The organism is Amycolatopsis thermalba, from assembly GCF_023376025.1.
GTDB classification, from domain to species: domain Bacteria; phylum Actinomycetota; class Actinomycetes; order Mycobacteriales; family Pseudonocardiaceae; genus Amycolatopsis_E; species Amycolatopsis_E thermalba.
In genome coordinates, this window is record NZ_CP091196.1 from 1,604,822 (window position 1) to 1,621,117 (window position 16,296).

Sequence of the window (16,296 nt, forward strand, 5' to 3'; positions counted from 1 at the left end):
ATGCGGATCGGTGTCCTCGTCGGCGTTCTCGTCGCCGTGCTCTTCGCGGGGGTCGCGACCGTCGGGGTCGTCACCAAGGTCGTGACCGACCAGCAGCAGGCCCAGATGCAGGCCGCGTACACCAACGTCAGCTGCGACGCGGCGATCGGCCCGAGCGTGCCCGGCACCGACCAGGGCGCCGCCCAGGCCGCGAAGCTCAACGACGAGCAGCGGTACATCATCAGCCAGATCATCGAAATCGGCAAACAACGCGGGTTGTCGCCGCGTGCGTGGCAGATCGCGATCCAGGCCGGCATGACCGAGTCCGGCATGCGCAACCTGAACTACGGCGACCGGGACTCGCTGGGCATCTTCCAGATGCGGCCGTCGATGGGCTGGGGCACGCCCGCCCAGCTGCAGGACATCCCGTACCAGATCAACAAGTTCTACAACGTCCTGCTCACCGTGCCGGACTGGGACAAGCAGCGCCCCGGTGCGTCGGCGCAGGACGTCGAGCGGTCGGCGTTCCCCGAGCGCTACCACAAGTGGGAGCAGATGGCAGCCCACCTGGTGGAGAACCTGGGCCAGGTCGCGGACATGGTCGGCTGCGGGCAGAGCGCGGGGCTCGTGCTGCCGCCCAACAACGCCGCGGCCGCCGCGATCCAGTTCGCGCTGGGGGAGCAGGGCAAGCCGTACGTGTGGGGCGCGACCGGGCCGAACTCCTACGACTGCTCCGGCCTGATGCTGCGGGCGTACGAGGCGGCGGGCATCACACTCAGCCGGGTGTCGCGCGACCAGTACAAGAACGGCGCGATGCTTCCGGTGCGTGACGCCCAGCCCGGTGACCTGCTCTTCTGGGCGTATGACCCGTCGAACCCGGCGACCATCCACCACGTCGCGATGTACCTTGGCGACGGGAAGATCGTGGAGGCCCAGCAGACCGGCGTGCCGGTGCACACCCGGAAGGTCTCCTGGAACGAAGACGAGCTTGTGCCGCAGGCAGTCCGGCCCGGCGTGTAGAAGGTGATGCCCCGTGGCGAAGAAGTTCGGTAAGCGCAACAAGAAGCCGGCGCAGCTGGGCGACCTGTTCGGCGCCCCGCCGCCCCCGCCGCGGTCGGGGCCGCCCGCGTCGAGCACGCCCCTGTCCGATTACCTGTCGCAGGGACTGCCGGGTGTGGACGACGGTTACGTCGTGCTGCCGCGTTCGCTGGCGGAGGGGATGTCGCTGCCGTGGCAGCAGCAGATGGCCGCGTTGCTGTCGCAGTTCCACCAGACGCACCGGTCGCTGTCGTGGCCGATCTACCGCACGGTGCCCTCGCGCTACGAGAAGCTCGTCGACCTGGACGAGGAGCAGCTCGCCGAGGTCGGCTACCTGGTCGAGATCGACGCCGACGGGGACATGGTCTACCGGGAGCGCAGCGGGCGGAAGGTCGAGGAGCCGGAGAACACGACCGTCCTGGTGCCCTGCCTGGACCCGATCCCGCCGCGCGGACGGACCAGCCGCGAGGCCGAGGCGCCCGCCCCGGCCGCGGACGCCCCCCGCGCCGCGCCGATGATCATCCCGCCCGCACCGGTGTGGCGGACCACGCCGACGACGCCGTCGCCGGAGGTGCCGCCGCTGCCGGAGCCGCCGAAGAAGCTCGCCGCCCCGCGCACACCCCCCGAGAGCGGCCCAGCGCTGCCCAGCGCACCCGAGGCGGGTGCCGTGGCCGGTCCGGCCGCGGTGCCCGGTGCTGCCGAGAGTGGCTCAGGAAGGGCCAGGGTGCCCGGTGCGCCCGAGGTGGGTTCGGTGGCCGGTGCGCCTGGGGCCGGTCCGGCCACGGTGCCCTGTGCTGCTCCCGCCGGTCCGGTGGCGCCGGGCCCCTCTGGGAGTGGTTCGTCCGCGGCGCCCGGCGCCTCTCCGGCCGGCCCGGTGGCGCCCGGCGCGCCCCAGGCCGGCCCGGCAACCGGGGCTTCTCAGGCAGGGCCGGGAATGCCCGCAACTGGCTCGGGGCCGGCCGTGGCGCCGGCCGGCCCCGCCGCGCCCGGTCCGTCCGGGGCAGCCCCCAACGCGCCGTCGCCCGAGGGTGCCCAGCGGGTCACCAACCCGCAGGCCTGGCGCACGATGGAGCCGCCGGAGGAGCCCCCGCGCTTCACCGAACCGCTGCCCCCGCAACCGCAGCCCACCCCGGCGGCCGGTATTCCGCTGGGCGGCCTCACCAAGCACGATCCGGAGCCGACGCCGCCGCAAGGCACGCCAAGGGTGAACCGCGACTGGTTCGAGCCGGACCAGCCGGAGCACGAGTTCGGCCCGACCGGCCAGCCGACGGAGCTGCCCTACCGCTACCGCCCCTGACCGGGACGTCCCGGCCACAGCCGACCTTCTGGGGGCCGCCGTATCTCCGTCGGCGGTGCGCTGCCCGTTCACGGCACCGGGGCCCGCCCCCGTCCGGAGGGATCGTCGTATCTCCGTCGTCGGTGCGCTGGCCGCTCACAGCACCCCTACTCCGCCCGGAGTAGCCGCCGTACGCCACCAGCCGTGGCTTCGGCGTTCACCGCACCGCCCCAGGGAGCAAACCACCGCACCCCGGCCACCCTTTCCTCCACCCCCCGTTGCACGCCGTACTACTTTGGAGTGAGTAGGCGAGCGTGACTGGGGGTTGACGGTGAGTGAGCACGCCAACTCGGTTTCGGGCGGGGTCGAGGGTGCCGTCGTCCAGGCGGGCTCCGTGCACGGCAACGTGTACATCTCGCAACCGGCGCCGATTCCGGTCGTGCCCCGCCAGCTTTCGCCGCCGCCGGCCGGGTTCGTCGGCCGCGACGCCGAAGTGGCGCGGCTCGACGAACTCCTGGCCGACGGCGGCGTCGTCGTGCTCAAGGGACCCGGCGGCGTCGGCAAGACCGCCCTCGCGTTGTCCTGGCTCGCCCGCGCCTGCAAGCGCTTTCCCGACGGTCAGCTCCACGCCGAACTCGCCCTCCCGACCGGCGAACCGGTGGCGCCGGAGGACGTGCTCGGCCAGTTCCTCCGCGCGCTCGGCGTGCCGGCTCCGCAGGTGCCGGCCGGGCTGGCCGAGCGAACCGCCCTCTACCGGTCGGTGACCACCGGCAAGTCGCTGGCCGTCCTGCTCGACGACGCGGTCTCGGCCGCACAGGTCCGCGTGCTGCTCCCGGTTTCGGGCGTCACGGTGGTGACCACGCGCCGGGCACTGCTCGGTCTCCTCGCCACCGGGGCGCACGTCGTTCCGGTCGGCCCGCTGCCCGCGGAGCCCGCGCTGACACTGCTGGAAGCGCGGATCGGCACCGAGCGGCTGGCGGCCGAGGAAGAGGCCGCGCGCGATCTGGTCGGCTTCTGCGGAGGACTGCCCATCGCGCTGTGCGTCGTGGCCGCCCGGGCCGCCACCAGGCCACGGCGTCCGTTGATCCGGTTGGTGGCCGAACTGGCGGACGAGCGCGCCCGGCTCGACCGACTGTCGGCGGAGGGAGACCTTTCGGTGCGTTCTACTTTGGACGGTGCGTACGACGACCTTCCCGCTGACCTCAGGCGCCTCTACCGCGCCCTGAGCCTGCACCCCGGCGACGGGTTCGGCCCCGAGGTGGTCGCCGCGATGCTCGCCGTCGGCGTGGACACCGCCCAGGACGGGCTGGACGCCCTGGTGGACGCCAGCCTGGCCGAGGAACTGGAGGAGGGCTCCTACCGGCTGCACGATCTCGTCCGGGTGCACGCGCACGGCCTGGCGCTGGCCGAGGACAGTGAGGACGAGCGTGCCGGCCTGGTGCACCGGATCGCCCGCTGGTACGTGTACGCGACCCACCGCGCGAACCGCATGGTGATGCCCGCGCGAGCGATCATCAGTTCCGAACCCGAGCCGGCCGAGTTCGCCTGGCCACGGTGCCTCACCCAACACAGCTCGGCACTGGACTGGCTGGAAGCGCACCGCACCACGCTGCTCGCACTGGCCAAGGAAGCCCTGGGACGTTCGTGGCCGCGGCTGGCCCTCGAACTGGCCGACGCGTTGCAGCCGCTGCTCAAACTGCACAAGCACCGCGCGGACGCCTTCGCCAGCAACGAAATCGCCCTGCGCGCCGCCGAAACCGCGGGAGACCCAGCACTGCGCGACCGCATGCGCAAGCGGTTGGCCCGGGCGCACCTCGCGCGCGGCGAATGGCAGATCGCGCAGGAGCACGCGGCGGATCTCCTGCAAGCCAGCCGAGCCCGTGGCGACCGGCGTGGTGAAGCCGGCGCGCTCAAGACCCTCGGCCTGGTCGCGGTCGAACGCGGTGATCTGGACGACGCGGCCACCTCGTTCCGCGCGACCGCCGAGATCCTGCGTTCACTCGGCCGGAGCCGGGGCGAGGCTCTCGCCTTGATCAACCTGAGCGAGGCGCTCGTGGGGCTCGGCCGGCACGAGGCCGCGATCGAAGAGGCGGGCCGGGCGCGCCGCTTGCTGTCGACGCTCGGCCGGGCGGACCCGTACAACGTCGCGAGAGCTGTCGCCGTCCTCGGGCACGCGCACCTCGCGGCCGGTGACCTCACGCAGGCGCGCCCGCTCCTCGAACACGCCCTGACCGCATTCGCCGAGCTGGGTTCCGATCACGAGCGCGCCCGTGCCCACCAGTTGCTCGCCCAGCTGGCCCGCCGCGTCGGTGACGACGACCAGGCCCGGCGGCACGAAGACCTGGCCCGAACGCTGCTGGCTACGCGAGCGTGGTGATCGGCGGCAGACCCGGCGACCGGCACAGTCCGGCCAGGGCGTCCGCGTCGATCCCCGGCTCCTCGTCCGGCCCGCCGCCGACTTTCCAGCCCGCCGCCAGCACGGCCCGCCGCAGCGCCCGGCCCGGGTCGCCCGAAGCGAAGTACCCGTGCGTGAAGGTGCCCAGCAAGGTGTCGCCGGCTCCGGCCATGAAACGGACACCACGCGGGCTCACGGATTCCACCCGCCAGATGCGCCGGTTCGTTCTGACGCCGAGCACAGCGCCTTCGGAACCGCAACCGACCAGAACCACTTCCGTGCCGTAGCGGTCCCAGATGGCGCGGATCCAGTTCTCCGGGAGCATCGGCAGCTTCTCGTGCGAACAGGCCAGTACGTGCGCGCTGTGCATCCAGTCGCGGTTGTGCCGGGAACCGATGTCGTCCACCAGGTGCAGATCGGTGACGATCGGGATACCCCGGTCGACGGCGGCGGGGATCAGCGGACGCGTGAACCCGATGTTCGTCAGCACCGCCGCCGTGCAGCCGTCCGCGACAGCCTGCGCGAAGCGCGCCGCGGGATAGGCGAGCCGGGGCGTGCCGCGCAGGTCGGAGGCGCCGCACCGGGTGCCGTTCCGGTCGTAGAGCACCATCGACCGGGGCTGGCTCTCGCAGGGGAGTGTCGTCGTCCCGGCCAGCCCGTGCCGGCGCAGTCCCAGCTCGACCATCCGGCCCAGCAGATCGGTGCCGACGAAGGTGGCCAGGGTGACCCGCTCACCGAGCCGCTGGAGCGTGCGTGCGACGGTCCAGCCGACCCCGGCCAGGCGGAGGCTGATGTCACCGGGATGAGTCGTGCTGGACACCAGCGGGATGGGGAAGGACTCGAACTGGCGCGCCATCCGCACGGTCACCGCGCCCGCGACGAACATCATGACGTCACCGCCCTGGTGTGCGCTTCCCGAGCGTGCTCGCCCAGCGCCTGCCAACTGATGCGCCCACTGAAGCCGGGCCGGACGATCCGCGGATCGTGCCCGCGCGCGGCGAGCAACGCCCACTGCCCGCACTCGTGCCGGACCGCGACGACCAGGCAGCCGGGATAGCCGGCGAACGCGCTGACCAGCTGCCACGAAGCCCGTGCCAGCGTGGCCGCCTCCAGGAGGATGATGTCCGCGCACTGCAGGACACACCGGCTCGCGGAACCAGCGCGGACGAGCAGCTCGTCAGGCATCGAGGTCTCCTTCCGTGCGCAGGGACGCCGGCGGGACGGCCCGGTGCTTCCCGGGCATCGGGAGCCGCAGCAGGCGGTACATCTCCGCGCGGAGCAACCGGTGCGCCTGCCCAGGCCGGGAGGTCAACCGCCGCGTGACCTGGACGCCCCAGTCCGCCGGGGGTGTCTGGTGCAGTTGCGGCTCGATCGGCTGAAAGCGCCGCAGCCGCGGTGCGTGCCTGCCGACGTACGCCTGCGCTGAGTCGTCGTCCAGCTCGCCGAGCGGGATGTCGGTGTGCAGCACCGGTTTGCCCACCGCGGCGGCGTAGACCGTCGTCGAACCGTGATCGCCGATGACGCGGTCGGCAGCCACCACGACTGCCTTCCAGTCGGCTTCGGGCTCGACGAGCACCAGGCCGGCCGCACGCTCCTCCGCCAGCCAGGCCTTCACCTGGCGTCGCCCGTGCCCGGCCCACGCCGCCGGGTGGAGCATCGCCGCCACCCGGTACCGGTCGGGATCGAGCTGACGCAGCAGGTCACCGAGCAGTCCGGGATGCCGCCCGAACAAGGAATGCGGTCCCCAGGTCGAGGTGACCAGCACCAGTTCCCGGTCGCCGATGCCGAGTTCGCGCCGGTAGCCGTCGCGGTGAGCGACGCTCGCGGCGAGCTGGTCGACACACGGATCACCGGCCACCAGCGCGACTCCGGCCGCTTCGGGGCACTGCTCGGCGAGCACGGCCAGCTGGGCCTCGTGTGACAGCACGATCGACGCCGGCACGACTCGCCCGGCCTTCACCAGGTGCTCGGAGCCGAGACCGTAGACGCTCCGGCGGGCGGCGACACCCGCGGCGGCGAGCGGGGTCTTCTTCGCATACCCGGCGCCGTGCGGCAGGACGAGCACCGGCGCGTGCACGTCGGCGATCCCGCCGTAGGCGGCCGCGAGACCGAGGTCGAACCGTTCCCGGACCGCCTGCTCCCACGGAATCTCCAGCGCGCCGGCGCTGCGCAGCAGGTCACTGACGCCCTCGGTGAAGACGTCCGGCGCCTGCGTGAAGACGGCCTGGACCGCCTGGTCCTCTTCGATCAGGCCGAGCACGTCGAGCAGCCGCTGCCCGGTGACGATCGTGTGCACGACGACGAGGACCGTCCGGCAGCCGCGCCTGGTCACCCAGCGGTCGGCATCCGGCCCCACCGGGACGGCCGACCATTTTCGCTCCACCATGTTCCGCTCCCCTCACGAGACGGTGTGGTCCAGCATCGGGAGGGGCACGACCAAAACAGTTGCAACGCCGGGCAACGCATTGCCGGGCAATGTGCCGCATAACGATGGAGTATCGGAAAGAGGCAGGCTCGCCCGAGCGTTGCCGGTGCGGTGACACTTCTTGAGGAGTGGGCCGCATCCGATGGGTGTGCGGGGGCGAATACCAATGGAATTTCGAATTCTGGGGCCGGTGCGCGTCGCCGCACCGGAGGCGCTCGACGAGCTTCGTTCCGTCAAGCGCCGTGGGCTGCTTTCGATCGTGCTGCTGCAGGCGAATCAGCGCGTGCACGAGGAAAAGCTGTTGAACTGGTTGTGGCGGGACGAGGACGGTAGCGAGAACCTCGCGGAGTTGCGCCGGACCGTCACGAAGGTCCGGCGTGTTCTGAAGCGCACGCCCAGCCGTCCGGAACTGCGGCGGGAAGGCGAATATTACCGACTCGACGTGAACCCCGATCTGGTCGATTTCCACGTCTTCCGGCGGCTCGCGAAAGAGGGGGCCGGCGCCCGGGAAAGACGGGAGCACCGGAAGGCGTTGTCCCTGCTGGAAAGCGCGCTGGAGCTCTGGCCGGAACCCGTGGCGTTCGAGAACGTTCCGCTGTCGTGGGCGCGGCAGGCCAGTGACCGGCTGGTCGAACACGAGCTGGTGCCCGCGTGCCGCGATTACTACGAAACCCACCTCGCGCTCGAACACTACGACGTCGTCGTCTCGCACCTGCGGCAGCGACCCGCGTTGTTGGAGCGCAACGAAACCATCGCGGCCGTCTACGTCCGGGCGCTGGCCGTCGTCGAGGACGCGGACGCCGTGGCGGACTTCCGCGAGCGGTTCGCCGACGGGTTCCGCGAACACTTCGGAGAAGACCCGAGCGAACGCTTCTTCGCGCTCTGCCGTCGGCTGATCGACGAGCAACCGCCGGCTTCGGCGTACGGCCTTCCCGAGCCGCCCTGTCTGCTGCCCCGCGACGTGCCCGACTTCGTCGGGCGGGAGGACCTGCTCACCACTCTCGACGACTGGCTGGTCGCCGACGACGTGCCGGGTGTCGCGGCACTGGACGGCCTGCCCGGATCCGGCAAGACCGCGATCGCGAAGCACTGGGCGCGGACGCGGGCCGAACACTTCGTGCACGGCCAGCTCTACGCCGATCTCGAGGGCTTCGGCCCGGCGCGCCCCCTGGCTCCCTCAGCGGTCCTGGCGCGGTTCCTCGCGGTGCTGGGCGTCCACCAAGCGGATCTGCCGCACGGCGTCGAGGAGCGGGTGATGCTGTTGCGGCACAAGCTGCGTGGCCGCCGGGTGCTCGTCGTCCTCGACAACGTCCGCGACGCGGCGCATGTACGGCCGTTGCTCGACGCCACCGCGCCGTGCTCGGTGCTGGTGACGAGCCGGAACCGCCTGGGGCTCGCCGACTGCCGTCACCTGACGGTCCCCAGCATGGCCCCGCACGAAGCGGTCGCGCTGCTGCACCGCCGGATCCGTGACGGGCGCGCGCGGCACGAAGCCGGTGCGCTGCGAAACCTCGCGCGCCTGTGCGACGGGCTTCCGCTGGGACTGCGGATCGCCGCCGAGTACGTGGCGGCCCGGTCCGACGTCGCGATCGGGGATCTGGTCGGTCAGCTCGGTTCCCGGCAACGACTCCTGGACCTGAGCAGTCCGGGGGACAGCGAGTACCGGACGTTGCGCGCGGTCTTCACGTCGTCGTTCGCGCTCCTGCGGCCGGAGGCGCAGAGGTTGCTGCGTCTGCTCGGGCTGCACCCCAGCGCGTCGATCACCAGCCCGGTGGCGGCGGCGATGGCCGGAACGCCGGTGCCGGACGTCGAGGACGTCTTCGCGGTCCTGCTCGGTGCGCGGCTGGTCGATCAGAAGACCGTGACCGGTTACCGCGTGCACGACCTCGTCCACGCCTACGCGGGCGACAGCGCGCGCCGCTACCTCGGGGAGGCGGAGCGACGCGAGGCACTCGTGCGGATGGTGGAGTTCTACCGGACCACGGTGGACAACGCGGTGCGCACCATCGAGCCGTCGCTGACCGAGGTGCCGGCGATGGCGGTGCCCTCCGGCGTGACGCCGCTCGAGTTCGCCGACCCGGAGGAGGCCCTGGCGTGGTGCACCGAGCAGCGCGCGCAGGTGCTGGCCGTCAGCCGGGTCGCCGCCGACGAAGGTCTGCACGAGCAGGTGTGGCGCATCGTCGGGCGGTTCGCGGAGGTTCTCAAGCGCCACGGTGATCCGCGGGAGGTCGTCGAGGTGCACGAGATGGCTCTGCGGTCGGCCCAGATCGCGGCGTCGCGGCTGGGGGAGGCGATGCTCACGAACAACCTGGGGTCGGCGCTCCTCGGGGTCGACGAGTTCGAGCAGGCGGAGACCGCTTTCCGGCGTGCGCTCCAGCTGAGCCGGGAGCTGGGGGACGATCTCGGGCAGGCCGTCGCGTTGCACAACGCCGGTCACGCGGCGTTCCTGCGTGGGTACCTCGCGCGCGCCGGGCGGCTGTTCACCGAGGGCCTCGAACTCTTCACCCGGCTCGAGCACCGCCTGGGCCGGTGCAAGGCGTACCTGCACCTCGGTGACATCGAGTGGCGGCAAGGCCGTGCCCGCGCGGCTTCGCTCTGCTACCGGCACGCCCTGGCCATCGAGCGCCACCCGGACGTCCTGGCCAAACTGGCCGCGTTCCACCACGAGACCGGGGAGCCGGACGTGGCCGTCGAGTACGGCCGCGAGGCCCTCCGGCTGCACCGGGAGGCGCGGCACGAGCGGGCGGCGTGCGGTGATCTGCTCGTCCTGGCCGAGGCGCTGCACGACCTGGCCGAGCACGAAGAGGCGATGAGTTGCGCGCGGGAGGCGACGAGTCTCGCCGAGAGCTGCGGCGACCTGCGGACGAAAGCCGCGGCGCTGGAGTTGACGGGCGTGTGCGCGGAGGCGCTGGAGGCCCGGGGACGCGCGGCCGAGTTCTGGACGGCCGCGGCGGACCTGTTCGAGGAACTCGGGGACAGCCGGGCCGCGCGGGTCCGTGCCCGGCTGGCGGAGGCGGGCGCTGCCCGGGTGATGCCCGAACAGCGCCGCGCCGGGAATGGGTCAGTTGAGGATCTGCGTGATCTGCCAGCAGGCCAGGACCGCGAGGCCCGCCATTGCGACGGGCTTCGACCGGCCGAGCCTGCTCAGGCTGCGGCCGAGCGCCGCAACAGCGTTCTTGATCATGGCGGTCAGTAGACCACCGAGGCGCGGTATGGAGCGGAGGCGGGCACCGATCCGCGGTAGCTCGATCGTGGATAGGATGGCAGGTTCTTCTACTTGGAATAGCCCTCGGGGCGGAGCGCGTCGCTCGGCGGTGAAGACCGGGTGACAGCGGGGCCGCCGGGTGCGAAGCTCGGAGCATGGCGAAGAGCAAGGATCCCAACCCTGACCAGGGGTGGTATTATAATACCAGGACCGGCGAGGTCGAGCACCTCGAGCGGTCGCGGTCCATCGATCTCCTCGGGCCGTACCCGGACGAGGCCACCGCCCGCCGGGCGCTCGAGATCGCCCGGGAGCGCACCAAGAAGGCCGACGAGGAAGACGCCAAGTGGCGCTGACCGACGAGCAGGAGCCCCGGACCGCGGGGGTCCGGGGCTCCTAGAACACACCGTCAGCAGTCGCGCAGCGCGGGGCTCTGGTTGCGCAGCTGGCCGGCCGCCGAGATGAACTCCCGGTACGCGTCACTGTCCACGGCGGCCGGGCGGAAGGCCGCGACCCGGTGGCAGTTCTGGAACGCCAGCTTCATGCCGAAGTGCCGCTCCAGCCCGCCGCGGATGGCGTCCGAAGCCAGCGCCCGCAGCAGCTGGCCCCGCTCCTTCTCGCTCGGCGGCGGGGTCGCGTGGTCGGCGAAGTCGGCGGCGCCGCCCTCGAGGTCCGCGGCCACTTCGCTGATCACCTGCCACGCGTAGGGCAGCGAGTCGCGCACGCAGGCGACGAACTCGGCGTCGCTCACCTCACCGGATTCGGCGCGGGCGAGCAGGTCGGCGGGTACATCGAGGGACATCGTGCTCCTTTCGATTTCTTCCTACGCCCCGGCCAGCGCGGGCGGGCCGGGCACGAACTCGGGGTCCACCTGCGCGGCCAGGTCCAGCCCGGTGCGCTCGGTGCCCCACGACCGGGCGTTGCGCAGGTGGAACTCGACCGCCTGGCGGTGGAACTTCGCCCAATCCCGCGGTGTGGCATCCACAGTGGACTGGATGGTGGCCAGCGCGTCCAGGTTGTGCGGCTCCAGCGCGGTGATCGGCCGGGTCCGGCCGCGCTCGGCGGCCCGCACGTGCGACGACCCGGTCAGCCAGCACAGCAGGTCCGGGCCCAGCTGGTCGCGCAGGAACTCGACGTCCTCGTCGTCGGTGACCTTGTTCCCGACCACCGCGAGCCGCACGCCGAAGTCGCGCGCGTACTCGGCGTACTGCCGGTACACGCCGACGCTGCGCAGCGTCGGCTCGCACACCAGGAACGTCACGTCGAACCGCGTGAACAGGCCGGAGGCGAACGCGTCGGCGCCCGCGGTCATGTCCATCACCACGTACTCGCCTGCGTCGTCGACCAGGTGGTTGAGCAGCAGCTCCGCCGCGCCGACCTTCGAGTGGTAGCAGGCCACGCCGAGGTCGTCCTCGGTGAACTGCCCGGTCACGCCCAGCCGGACCCCGGCGACCTCGCGGAAGCACGCCGCGAAGACCGGGTTGTCCTCGAACGGCCGCACCAGTCGCGATCCGCGCCCGGGCGGGGTCGTCTTGATCATCGCGTCGGCGCCGGCGATCCGCGGGTTGTCGCCACGCAGCCAGTCCTTGATCAGCGGGAGGTGCTCGCCGAGCGTCGGCAGCGCCGCCGCCTCCTCGGCGGACGCGCCCAGCGCGACGGCCAGGTGCTGGTTGATGTCGGCGTCGATGGCCAGGACGGGGTGGCCGGAACCGGTGAGATAAGCGGCGAACAGCGAGGTCAGCGTCGTCTTCCCGCTTCCGCCCTTGCCGACAAAGGCGACTTTCACAGTGGGGGCACCCTTCATCCAGTTGAAAACGATATCGCTTTTCGGTGGTGTGCGGGCAAGATACACCCGTCCGGCTCAACCCCGAACGGGCGACCGAACCGGCGATACCGGGTTAGGGTCTAGGTGTGCACCACGTCGTGACCAGCACGAACTCGGCGGACGGCGGGTTCGCCCGGCTGCGCGCCGAGTTCGAGCTGCCGGAGGACTTCGACCCGGCTGTCCTGGCCGAGGCCGAGAGCGTCGTGATGGACCCGTCCGAGTTCGCCGCCGACCGCGCCGACGCGACCGACCTGCCCCTGGTCACGCTCGATCCGCCGGGCGCGAAGGACCTCGACCAGGCCATCCTGATCGAACGGCGCGCACGCGGCTTCCGGGTGCACTACGCGATCGCCGACCTCGCCGCGTTCGTCACGCCGGACGGCCCGATCGACCGCGAGGCGCGCCGCCGCGGCCAGACCCTCTACCTGCCCGACGGCACCGTGCCGCTGCACCCGCCGGTGCTGTCCGAGGGCGCCGCGAGCCTGTTGCCCCGCGAGGTCCGGCCCGCCGTGCTGTGGACCCTGGACCTCGGCCGCGGCGGTGAACTCACGCACGCCACCGTGCGCCGCGCGCTCGTCCGCTCCACCGAGCAACTCGACTACGCGACCGAGGACCCGGCCGCGCCGCACCCGTCGATCGCCGCCCTGCCCGAGCTGGGCACGCTCCGCCGCGAACTGGCCGTCCGCCGCGGCGCGGTCGAACCGCAGCTGCCGGACCGGATCATCGGCGCGAACGGCGGCGACTGGGTGCTCGGCATGCGGCCGCGCACCAGACTGGAGGCCTGGAACGCCGAGATCTCCCTGCTCACCGGCATGGCCGCGGCGGAGATGATGATCGGCGCGAAGATCGGCCTGCTGCGCACCCTGCCCGAGCCGGACGCCGAAACGCTCGACTGGCTGCGTGGCGCGGCCGGCGCGCTGGGCATCGACTGGCCGGCGGGGACCAGCGTCGCCGAGCTGCTCGCCGGGCTCGACCCGGCGCAACCGGAGTCGATGGCCTTCTACACCGACACCACCCGCCTGCTGCGCGGCGCCGGCTACACCACCTTCGACGGCGAGCTGCCCGAGGTCGTCACCCACGCCGGCATCGGCGCCCCGTACGCGCACGTCACCGCGCCCATCCGGCGGCTGGCGGACCGGTTCGCCGCCGAGGTCTGCCTCGCCGTCAGCGCGGGCGAGCCGGTCCCGGCGTGGGCCCGCGCGGCGCTGACCGAGCTGCCCGGCCTGATGAACGCCTCCGACCTGCTCGCCGCGCGGGTCGAGAAGGCGTGCCTGGACCAGGTCGAGGCGTGGATGCTGGCCGACCGCGTCGGCGACACGTTCGAGGCGGTCGTGCTGCGGGCGGAGGAGAACCGCGCGGAGATCCTGCTGGCCGACCCGCCGGTGATGGCGCGGTGCGCGGGGGAGAACCTGCCGGAAGGCCGCCGCATCACGGTCCGGCTCACCGCGGTGGACGTCGACAAGCGGAAGGTGTCGTTCGAGCGGGCATGAGCGACTGGACCGACGAGGAGCGCGACCTGGCGCGGCGCGTGCGGGACGGCCACGCGGTGGTCGTCAACGTGCGGAAGTCCGGACCGCACGAGCACCTCGTGCCGTGGCTCGTGGCGCACGACCTGATCACCTACATCGGCCACCGGGGCAACCGGCACGCTTGGCCCGAGTCCCCGTTCGCGAACCCGTTCGTCAAGGAGGCCAAGCAGGACCGCGCCGCCATGGTGCGGCACTACCGCGAGTACCTGAACGGGCGGCCGGACCTGCTGGCCCGGCTGGACGAACTGGCGGGGCGGGCGCTGGGATGCTGGTGCGCGCCGGAACCCTGCCACGGCGACGTCCTGCTGGAACACCTCGAAGGAGACCGATGACGCTGTTCGACGACCTCGGCGCGGACGTGCCGCTGCGTGGTGTGCCCCAGCGCGTGGTCTCGCTGGTCCCGGCTCTGACGGAAGCGGTCGAGGAGAGCGCGCCCGGCCGCATCGTCGGCGCCACCGACTACTGCACGCACCCGGACCGCCTGGAGGTGTCGCGGGTGGGCGGGTCGAAGTACCCGAAGGTCGACGACGTCCTGGCGCTGCGCCCGGACCTCGTGCTGGCCAACTCCGAGGAGAACCGGCCGGAGGACGTGGAACGCCTGCGCGCCAACGGGGTTCCGGTGTGGGTGATGGAGGCGCCGGCGACCGTCCCGCACGCGCTGGCGTCGTTGCGCCGCCTGCTGGCCCAGGCGCTGGAAGTGTCCGAACCGGACTGGCTGGTCACCGCCGAGGAGCTGTGGCGGGAGGCGAAACCCGAGCGCGCCCGGGCGGTCGTCCCGGTCTGGCGCAAGCCGTGGATCGTGCTCGGCCGGGACACCTTCGGCGGCGACGTGCTGCACCGGCTGGGCATCGTGAACGTCTACGCCGACCACGAAGATCGTTATCCCCGGCCGAAGATCGACGAGCTGCGGGCGCGGTTCACCGAGGGCGGGGCCGATCTGCTGGTGCTGCCCGACGAGCCGTACCTGTTCACCGACACCGACGGCCCGGAGGCGTTCCCGGACGTGCCGTTCGTGCTGATCTCCGGCCGTTACCTCACCTGGTACGGACCGTCCCTGGTGGACGCCCACCGCGAGCTGTCCGCGGCGTTCAGCGCTTGGTGACCAGCAGGGCGATCGGCGCGTCACCGCAGCGGAGCAGCACCGTGTCCGCGTCGTGCACCGGCGGCGCGCCGGAGTTCCACCAGGACGCGATGTCCGGATCCCGCACCAGCGAACCGGTCGCCTGGCGGGCGGTGTTCGCGGCGATCACCCGGCCCTGCGCGTTGATCACGGCGGCCCGGCCGTCGACGCGGCGCAGCTTGGGCAGCAGCAGCCGCTCGAACTGGTGCACGAACACGTCCGCCCCGACGACCCCGGCGAACGCGCCGTCCCGCAGCACCGGGACGGTGAAGGTCAGCGTGTACTCGTCGGTGCACAGGTAGTCGACGTAGGGGCCGGTGATGTGGCGGCGGCCGGAGTCGCGCGGCACGGTGAACCACGACTGCCGCGTGTAGTCCAGGAAGTGGTCGCTGGCCGGGTCGAGGCTGATGAACAGCTGCGCGGGCGGCCCGCCGGGCGTGCACGTCCACCATTCGAAGCCGAAGCGCTGGTCGGCCAGTGCGTCCGGGGCGGCGATGAACCCGGCCCCCACGATCCGCTCGCCCAGCGCCGCGATCACGTCCGGGCGCAGCGCGTCCAGGTCGGCGGCGCGGACCGGGCCGGGTCTGCCGAGGATCGCGGTGGCCGCGGCGACGGCGGGCGCCAGCCGCTCGAAGACGCCCTCGACGATGCCGGACACCTCTTCGGCGATGTCCTCGCCGGCCAGCGTGTCGTTCACGATGCCGCCCCTGGTGTAGTCGAGGTGTCGAAGCTTAGGACCCGAGTAGGTCAAGATGCACCTCACCCAATCGGTCGATGGTGTCCAGGATGTGCTGCTCGGTCAGCTTGCGGGCCAATTCGCCGTCGGCCTGGGCGATCGCCGCGGCGATCGCCCGGTGCTCGGTGCACGCCGTCACCGGATCGTGGTGCCCGAGCGGCAGCCACAGCAACGCGCCCTGTTCGCTCTGCAACCGGATCTCCTGGTGGGTGAGCCGCGGGGACTGGGACGCGGCGGCGACCTCCAGGTGGAACTGCCGCTCGGCGCGGGCGGCCGCGGTGCCGACCGCACCGTCCAGGTCCTCGGCGGCGAGCTGGACGCGGGCGATGTCCTCGGTGGAACTGCGTTCGGCGGCCAGCCGGGCGGCGGCGCCCGCGATCGCGACGTAGTCGTCGCCGATGTCCCGCAGTTCGCTCAGCGAGACCTCGCGCAGCCGCGCCCGCCAGGTCTCGTCGTTCTCCTCCGGCGGCGCGCAGACGAAGCTGCCGCCGCCGCGACCCCGCTTCGTCTGCACCAGACCCTGCTGCCGCAGGGCCACCAGCGCCTCCCGCACGGTCACGGTGGACACCCCGAACTGCTCGGCGAGCTCGGCCTCGCTCGGCAGTTGCTCCTGGTCGGCGAGGACACCCAGCGTGATCGCGTCCACCAGCCGCCGGGCGACGAGCTCGGCCCGCCCGGTCTGGTCCAGGGGCGCGAACAGTACTGATCGCGCGCTGGGGGACGTCAACGGCCTTCGCATCGGGCTCCTTCTTTCGGGTACCGCCGCGAACA

The 16,296-nt window shown here is 72.2% G+C and carries 15 protein-coding genes; 8 read left to right on the forward strand and 7 right to left on the reverse strand.

The genetic code is table 11. The features are described from left to right. The 3 genes from L1857_RS07885 (at position 1) to L1857_RS07895 (ending at position 4,670) form a co-directional block, all read left to right on the forward strand. A complete protein-coding gene (locus tag L1857_RS07885; RefSeq protein ID WP_094006771.1) occupies positions 1-999 on the forward strand; it encodes a C40 family peptidase in 999 nt (332 codons plus the stop codon). A gap of 13 nt (positions 1,000-1,012) precedes the next feature. Further along, positions 1,013-2,314 carry a hypothetical protein gene (locus tag L1857_RS07890; RefSeq protein ID WP_116111486.1) on the forward strand — a complete coding sequence of 434 codons (1,302 nt, stop codon included), beginning with the start codon at positions 1,013-1,015 and terminating at the stop codon, positions 2,312-2,314. Between the two features lie 310 nt (positions 2,315-2,624). After that, a complete protein-coding gene (locus L1857_RS07895; RefSeq protein WP_249464753.1) occupies positions 2,625-4,670 on the forward strand; it encodes an ATP-binding protein in 2,046 nt (681 codons plus the stop codon). Here L1857_RS07895 and L1857_RS07900 read toward each other — a convergent pair. Genes L1857_RS07900 through L1857_RS07910 form a run of 3 tightly spaced genes read right to left on the reverse strand, consistent with a single transcriptional unit; the run spans position 4,654 to position 7,074 of the window. Next, a complete protein-coding gene (locus L1857_RS07900; protein ID WP_249464756.1) occupies positions 4,654-5,577 on the reverse strand; it encodes a carbohydrate kinase family protein in 924 nt (307 codons plus the stop codon). The two genes, L1857_RS07895 and L1857_RS07900, sit on opposite strands and share 17 nt — an antisense overlap. Next, a complete protein-coding gene (locus L1857_RS07905; protein WP_116111483.1) occupies positions 5,574-5,873 on the reverse strand; it encodes a hypothetical protein in 300 nt (99 codons plus the stop codon). Before L1857_RS07905 ends, L1857_RS07900 begins: the two co-directional genes overlap by 4 nt. After that, positions 5,866-7,074, reverse strand: a complete 1,209-nt coding sequence (locus L1857_RS07910) for a hypothetical protein (protein WP_162831116.1) — start codon at positions 7,072-7,074, stop codon at positions 5,866-5,868. Before L1857_RS07910 ends, L1857_RS07905 begins: the two co-directional genes overlap by 8 nt. A 229-nt stretch (positions 7,075-7,303) precedes the next feature. Here L1857_RS07910 and L1857_RS07915 point away from each other — a divergent pair, with 229 nt between their 5' ends. Next, positions 7,304-10,309, forward strand: coding sequence for an ATP-binding protein (locus L1857_RS07915; protein WP_162831115.1), 3,006 nt, complete (start codon positions 7,304-7,306; stop codon positions 10,307-10,309). 164 nt (positions 10,310-10,473) lie between these two features. After that, positions 10,474-10,671 (forward strand): hypothetical protein, encoded by a 198-nt coding sequence (locus L1857_RS07920; protein WP_094006765.1) that lies wholly within the window; start codon positions 10,474-10,476, stop codon positions 10,669-10,671. Between the two features lie 53 nt (positions 10,672-10,724). On the opposite strand, the gene L1857_RS07925 is transcribed toward L1857_RS07920, so the two are convergent. After that, entirely contained in the window at positions 10,725-11,117 is a 393-nt protein-coding gene (locus tag L1857_RS07925) for an SCO5389 family protein (protein ID WP_094006764.1), read from the reverse strand. Positions 11,118-11,138: 21 nt separating this feature from the next. Further along, entirely contained in the window at positions 11,139-12,101 is a 963-nt protein-coding gene (locus L1857_RS07930) for an ATP-binding protein (protein WP_116111479.1), read from the reverse strand. A gap of 125 nt (positions 12,102-12,226) precedes the next feature. Here L1857_RS07930 and L1857_RS07935 point away from each other — a divergent pair, with 125 nt between their 5' ends. From L1857_RS07935 to L1857_RS07945, 3 genes are read left to right on the forward strand one after another with little or no spacing between them, the layout of a single operon-like run. Continuing rightward, complete coding sequence (locus L1857_RS07935; RefSeq protein WP_249464759.1) at positions 12,227-13,630, forward strand: RNB domain-containing ribonuclease; 1,404 nt, start codon at positions 12,227-12,229, stop codon at positions 13,628-13,630. Continuing rightward, complete coding sequence (locus tag L1857_RS07940; protein ID WP_116111477.1) at positions 13,627-14,001, forward strand: DUF4326 domain-containing protein; 375 nt, start codon at positions 13,627-13,629, stop codon at positions 13,999-14,001. The genes L1857_RS07935 and L1857_RS07940 overlap by 4 nt, the downstream gene beginning before the upstream one ends. Beyond that, positions 13,998-14,771, forward strand: a complete 774-nt coding sequence (locus L1857_RS07945) for a helical backbone metal receptor (RefSeq protein WP_094006760.1) — start codon at positions 13,998-14,000, stop codon at positions 14,769-14,771. Before L1857_RS07940 ends, L1857_RS07945 begins: the two co-directional genes overlap by 4 nt. Here the strand turns inward: L1857_RS07945 and L1857_RS07950 are convergent. Next, positions 14,758-15,486 (reverse strand): cache domain-containing protein, encoded by a 729-nt coding sequence (locus L1857_RS07950; protein WP_094006759.1) that lies wholly within the window; start codon positions 15,484-15,486, stop codon positions 14,758-14,760. The two genes, L1857_RS07945 and L1857_RS07950, sit on opposite strands and share 14 nt — an antisense overlap. A 34-nt stretch (positions 15,487-15,520) precedes the next feature. Then, positions 15,521-16,264 carry a FadR/GntR family transcriptional regulator gene (locus L1857_RS07955; RefSeq protein WP_167481501.1) on the reverse strand — a complete coding sequence of 248 codons (744 nt, stop codon included), beginning with the start codon at positions 16,262-16,264 and terminating at the stop codon, positions 15,521-15,523. Positions 16,265-16,296 lie beyond the last annotated feature (32 nt).